This is a genomic window from Mesorhizobium sp. M2C.T.Ca.TU.002.02.1.1 (assembly GCF_003997225.1).
Genome location: NZ_RZTO01000379.1, coordinates 1 through 5,688, shown reverse-complemented (window position 1 = coordinate 5,688; position 5,688 = coordinate 1). Strand labels below are relative to the sequence as shown.

Below are 5,688 nucleotides of genomic sequence, written 5' to 3'. Positions count from 1 at the left end.
CTGGAACACCCCTCATCCGTCTCGGCGCTGCGCGCCGATCCACCTTCTCCCACAAGGCGAGAAGGAAAAGGCACTATTTGGACTATCGTCACGATTGCTGCACTATGATGGTGCATAAGCATCCATTGAACCATCGGGCAGGGGAGAAACGCCGGGTTGAAGCGGGCTGAAATCCAGAAGCCGGGACAGCGACTGTTCGGCCTGTCGACGCCGCTGAGGGCCGCCGTCATCCCGCCGCTGTCGGCGGCGCGCTGGCTCCTGGTGCTGATCGTTGCCGCCGGCGTCTATTTCTTCCACGGTTTCCTGTTTCCGGTGCTGGCCGCGCTTGTCATCGCCTTCGCCAGCTGGCCGCTCTATCGAAGGCTGCTCACCGCTGTCGGCGGCAACCGCACCATCGGCGCGACTTTGGCGATCCTTTTCATCCTCACCTTCCTGGTGGTGCCGATCGCGCTTGCCGGTACCTATGCCATCAACGAGCTGCGCGAATGGGTCGTCTGGGCGATCGAGACCAATCGCCACGGCGCGGTGACGCCGCAATGGATCGCCACCATGCCCGTGATCGGCGAGTGGCTGAACGAGCAGTGGACGGCCTATCTCGGCCATCCCGGCGGCATCGGCGAGTTGATCCAGCTGATCAGCGGCTCCAACATCGGCACCATCTACCGCGGCGCCCTGGCCGCCGGCGGCAGCGCCTTCGGCCTGCTGCTGACGCTTCTGTTCATGATGATCGCGCTGTTCTTCGCCTATCGCGACGGTGAGTCTTTCGCGGCCCAGGTTGATCGCCTCGGCGAGCGCATCCTGCCGACGCGCTGGGAGCGGATTTCGCGTGTCGTGCCGGCAACCATCTCCTCGACCGTGACGGGAATGACCATCATCGCCATCGGCGAGGGCCTTGTGCTGGGCACCGCCTACTGGCTCGCCGGCGTGCCGTCGCCGGTCACGCTCGGCGCGCTTACCGGCATCATGGCGCTGATCCCGGGCGGCGCGCCGCTCTCTTTCACCCTGGTGTCGATCTACCTCGCCGCCAGCGGCAAGCTGGTCGCCGGCGCGGCGCTCTTCATCTGGGGCGCGGTCGAACTCTTCATCGTCGACAAGACCTTGCGGCCCAAGCTTGTCGGCGGTCCGATCAAACTGCCCTTCCTGCCGACCTTTTTCGGCCTGATCGGTGGCGTCAAGACGATGGGTTTCCTCGGCCTGTTCATTGGCCCTGTATTGATGGCGCTGCTCGTCGCCATCTGGCGTGAATGGCTGCGCGAGGTTGAGTTGATGGACGAGGTCCCGCCAGTGGCCGACGAGGCCGGTGGGCCGCCCCGGATCGAGGCGGCGGCCGAGCCGAGGAAGATTCAGGCCGGGTGATGCACCGCGAGGTCCGCGCGGCGCTTGCGGCCTTCATGCAATTGCCAGAGCGAATGCGCGATCAGCGTTACGATCATGATGCCGCCGCCGATCAGGCTGTTGCGTGACGGCGCCTCGGCGAAGATCATCCACACCCAGACCGGCGCCAGGATCGTTTCCAGGAGATAGAACATCGCCACTTCCGCGCCCGAGATGTATTTCGGTCCGTTGGCAAGGCAGAAGAACGCGATCGGCATGACGACGCCGCCGTTCAGGATGATCCACCACGGGGCTTCGACTTGAAAGCCGGTCCTGGAGACCATGAACGCCGCCACCCCGAAAGGCAGGATCACGCCGATCAGCGCGGTGAAGCCCATGTCCTTGTCGCTGGCACGCGAGATGGTGATGGCGCAGGCAATCAGGAAGGCGGAGCACAAAGCCATCAGGTCGCCGAACAGATATCCGGTGCCGACGGAATCGCCGACGATGATGGCGACGCCGACGATCATCAGAGCCATCGCGGCGAGGGTCAGCGGCCGAGGCCGCTCCTTCAGAAACAGCCAGGACAACAGCGCCGCGAAGACGGTGTTGAAGGCCAGGATGAAGACCAGGTCGGCTGTCGATGTATGGTAGACGGCTGTCATGAAGGCGACCGCGCCGAGCCCGTAGATCACAGCCACGACCAGCCCCGACCAGCCAGGTATGAGCTGCGGCGCATTCTTGCTGTACGAGCGCCAGACGGCCCACATGATCAGCGCCGCCGCCAAGGTGCAGCTGGTGCGCAGCAAAAGGATGGTCCAGGCCTCGCCATTGGCAAGCCGGATCAGCGGAATATCGATGCTCAGCACCAGTCCGCCGATGGCGGTGACGAGGAGGCCTTTCTGGTGATCGGTGTGGGAAGACATGTGATCGTTCTCGAAACAAATCGGGAGCAAGGGCCGGCGCGATTGCGCATATCTCGCGCGAGGGCGCGCAAGACCGGCGTCTTCTCCCTTGAAAGGGCGGGTTCGGGAAAACTGTTTTAGCGACTGACCGCTTCGTGGTCGTAGCGCTCCCAGCCTTTCGGGCCGAGATGCTCCTGCGGCATGAAGCGCATCTTATAATTCATCTTGCGCGAGCCGTTGACCCAGTAGCCGAGATAGACGTGGGGCAGGCCCATCGCCTTGGCGCGGGCGATGTGGTCGAGGATCATGAAAGTGCCGAGAGAGCGGTCCTCTAAGTCGGGACTGAAATAGGAATAGACCATCGACAGCCCATCGGCCATCTTGTCGGTGAGCGCGACAGCGATCAGTTCGCCATGGCCCTTGCCGGTGATGAAAGTGTCGGGGCCGCGACGCCGGTATTCGATGATCTTGGTGTCGACATGCGTGTCTTCCACCATCATCGCATAGTCGAGCACGGTCATGTCCGACATGCCGCCGCGGCGATGGCGGGCATCCAGATAGGCGCGGAAGAGCGAGTATTGCTCGGTCGAGGGCTGCGCGTCATGCATGGCCCCGACGAGGTCGGTATTGCGCTGGACAACGCGGCGCATGCTGCGGCTGGGATCGAATTCCTGCGCCAGGATGCGCACCGAGACGCAGGCCCGGCACGATTCGCAGGCCGGGCGGTAAGCGATGTTCTGCGAGCGCCGGAAGCCGCCTTGCGTGAGCAGGTCGTTCATCTCCGGCGCCTTGTCGCCGACAAGGTGCGTGAACACCTTGCGCTCGAACTGTCCCTCCAGATAGGGGCACGGCGACGGCGCGGTCAGGAAGAACTGCGGCGACTGGGTCGGATGCTGCGTCATCTAATCTTGGAAACGCTCCTGCGAATCGCCCTACCTTTGGCCCGGCCGGCGAAAATTTCAACAGGATTGTGCTGACGCGACGGCGTGGACCTGTTCATATTTTAGCGCGGGCGGCGCGGCGGTTTGATCTGCGCGGCCCTGGACACCGTCAGATATCGGTGCGTGTGACCACGGTGCCGAGCAAAAGGTCATGCAGCGTGCGCTTGCGGTCGGAGAACAGCGTGACCAGGAGCACCAGCGGCGTCAGGATGACGTTGCCGGCCCAGAACAGAACCGAATGAACCACGGCCGTCATGCCGTCGATGCGGCTGCCGTCGAGCTTCTCCAGGCGGATGCCCATGATCTTCATGCCGGTCGTCGCCTGGTCGCGACTGCCCAGGGTGTTCCAGATGTAGAGGATGGCGACCATCGGCACCAGCACCGAAAACAGCGCCCAGCCAAGGCCGAAGGTCAACAGCCCGAGAATGGCGACCAGGATGGCGAAGGGAATGGTCAGCAGCGCGACGAAGAAATAGTCGAGCAGGAAGGCAAAGATACGCCTTGTCCGCACCCCGCGATAGGCGCGGGTGTCCTCGAACCTGGTCGTGATGATCTCGCCGTCCAAAACGCGTGCGTTCATGTCTGTTCCTCGATTGCCGCATCCACAACGAGATGCCTGCCGTCCTCTCAAATGGTGAGAGCGACCCGGAATTCAAGGAACATGCCCGTCGGCCGGTGGGCGCGATATCAAAAGATACCGGGGCAGAGCCTGTAGCGAACCCGTTCGAGATAGTCGCGATATTCCGGGGTCAGCGCCAGGATGCGTTCCTCGCGCAGGATGCGATGGATCTGGAACAGGGTGATGGTCGCGTAGACGGTGAAATTGTAGAGCGAGAAGCTCGACAGCAGGAAAAGGATGTGCCCCGCGAGATAGCCGGCATAGATGGGATGGCGAACGAACCGGTAGGCGCCGCCGGTGATGACGCCGCGATTGGCCGGCAGGATGGCGAAGGAACGGCCGAGCGACATCTTTCCCCAGATGACGATCCAAAGCGCCACGAACTGTAGCGGCGCCGCGATGTATAGCGGGACGATCTCGACGCCTTCCTGCAGCGAAACCAGGCCCGAGCCGAAGCCCGCGGTCAGCGAGATGAAGACCGTGAAAGGGCTCCAGTCACGCACCAGCGGGCGGCGCGCCAAGAGCAGCCAGACAAAGGTGAGGGTCTCCGATATCAGCAGCATCAGGACGTTGAGCCGGCCGCTGTCGATGACGAGGTTGTTCACGCCGCGATAGATGAAGATTGCCGCGACCGCGAGCGCGATGAAACGGAACAGGCCTTCGCGCAGGTCGGTGAGAACCGCGCTGCTTTGAACGGCGGACCAGAAACCCGTCTCTGCGCTGGGCAGCGCATCGCTTTTGGAAATCGGCAACTTTGCTACCCCGGTGGTCCCCTCGGCTTTGACCATTGCACGTAAGCCTTGCCGTCCGGTTAAGGTTTTGCGCGCTTTCGGTTGCATTGGCGGATTCGTCTGCCGAGGGATGGTTGTTGTCTGTTGAACATGACATTCTTCCCGGTTTAGCTTGCTGCGCCGCACAAAGGGGACGGGGACATGGACTACGACATGCTGGTCATCGGCAGCGGCCCTTCGGGACGCCGCGCCGCGGTGCAATCGGCCAAGCTCGGCAAGTCGGTGCTTGTGGTCGACAGGGGCCGGCGCCTGGGCGGCGTCTCGGTGCATACCGGCACCATCCCGTCGAAGACGTTGCGCGAGACGGTGCTCAACCTCTCGGGCTGGCGCGAACGCGGCTTCTACGGGCGCGGCTACCGGGTCAAGCAGGATATTTCGATCGGCGACCTGGTCGAGCGGCTGCACAAGACCCTCGACCATGAGGTTGAGGTGCTGCAGCACCAGTTCATGCGCAACACGGTGAGGAGCGCCCGCGCCGCGGTAAAGTTCCTCACGCCGAACAAGGCGAGCCTGACCGCCGACAATGGCGACTACAGCGAGGTCGGCTTCGCCAATGCGCTGATCGCCGTCGGCACCAGGCCGCACCGTCCGGCCGACGTACCCTTCGACAAGAAGCGCGTTTTCGACAGCGACGAAATGCTGGAGCTCCACCATCTGCCACGCACGCTGACGGTGATCGGTGCCGGCGTCATCGGCGTCGAATACGCCACCATCTTTTCCGCGCTCGACGTGCCGGTGACACTGGTCGAGCCGCGCAACACCATTCTCGATTTCATCGATCGCGAGATTGTCGACGACTTCATCCACCAGATGCGCGACCGCGGCATGACCATCCGGCTGGGCAGCACGGTGAAGGAGATCGCCTCGAAGCCCGACCATGCCGAGGTGACGCTGGCGGATGGCCGCACCATCCGCTCCGAGATGGTGCTCTACGCCGCCGGCCGCACCGGCAACGTCGCCAGCCTCGGCCTCGACCTGGTCGGCATCGAGGCGGATGCCCGGGGCCGCATCAAGGTCGACCCGAATACCTTCCAGACCAGCGTGCCCAACATCTACGCGTCCGGCGACGTCATCGGCTTCCCGAGCCTCGCCTCGACGTCGATGGAGCAGGGCCGGGT

The 5,688-nt window shown here is 63.4% G+C and carries 6 protein-coding genes; 2 read left to right on the top strand and 4 right to left on the bottom strand.

Translation table 11 applies throughout. The features are described 5' to 3' along the window. Positions 1-156: 156 nt before the first annotated feature. Positions 157-1,356, top strand: a complete 1,200-nt coding sequence (locus EOD07_RS19805; protein ID WP_127236672.1) for an AI-2E family transporter — start codon at positions 157-159, stop codon at positions 1,354-1,356. Here the strand turns inward: EOD07_RS19805 and EOD07_RS19800 are convergent. The 4 genes from EOD07_RS19800 to EOD07_RS19785 all read right to left on the bottom strand — a co-directional run bounded on the left by EOD07_RS19800 (position 1,344) and on the right by EOD07_RS19785 (position 4,531). Continuing rightward, a complete protein-coding gene (locus EOD07_RS19800) occupies positions 1,344-2,240 on the bottom strand; it encodes a DMT family transporter (RefSeq protein WP_041006905.1) in 897 nt (298 codons plus the stop codon). The genes EOD07_RS19805 and EOD07_RS19800 overlap by 13 nt on opposite strands. Positions 2,241-2,356: 116 nt before the next feature. Next, positions 2,357-3,121 (bottom strand): arginyltransferase, encoded by a 765-nt coding sequence (locus EOD07_RS19795; protein WP_127236671.1) that lies wholly within the window; start codon positions 3,119-3,121, stop codon positions 2,357-2,359. Positions 3,122-3,269: 148 nt separating this feature from the next. Beyond that, the gene (locus tag EOD07_RS19790; protein WP_073989170.1) at positions 3,270-3,740 is read right to left on the bottom strand and encodes an RDD family protein; all 471 of its coding nucleotides are present in this window, start codon (positions 3,738-3,740) and stop codon (positions 3,270-3,272) included. Positions 3,741-3,847: 107 nt separating this feature from the next. Beyond that, the gene (locus EOD07_RS19785; RefSeq protein WP_245470311.1) at positions 3,848-4,531 is read right to left on the bottom strand and encodes an isoprenylcysteine carboxylmethyltransferase family protein; all 684 of its coding nucleotides are present in this window, start codon (positions 4,529-4,531) and stop codon (positions 3,848-3,850) included. A 180-nt stretch (positions 4,532-4,711) separates the two neighbouring features. On the opposite strand from EOD07_RS19785, the gene EOD07_RS19780 reads away from it, so the two are divergent. Beyond that, the coding region (locus tag EOD07_RS19780; protein WP_127236669.1) for an FAD-dependent oxidoreductase at positions 4,712-5,688 on the top strand (977 nt) is incomplete at its 3' end.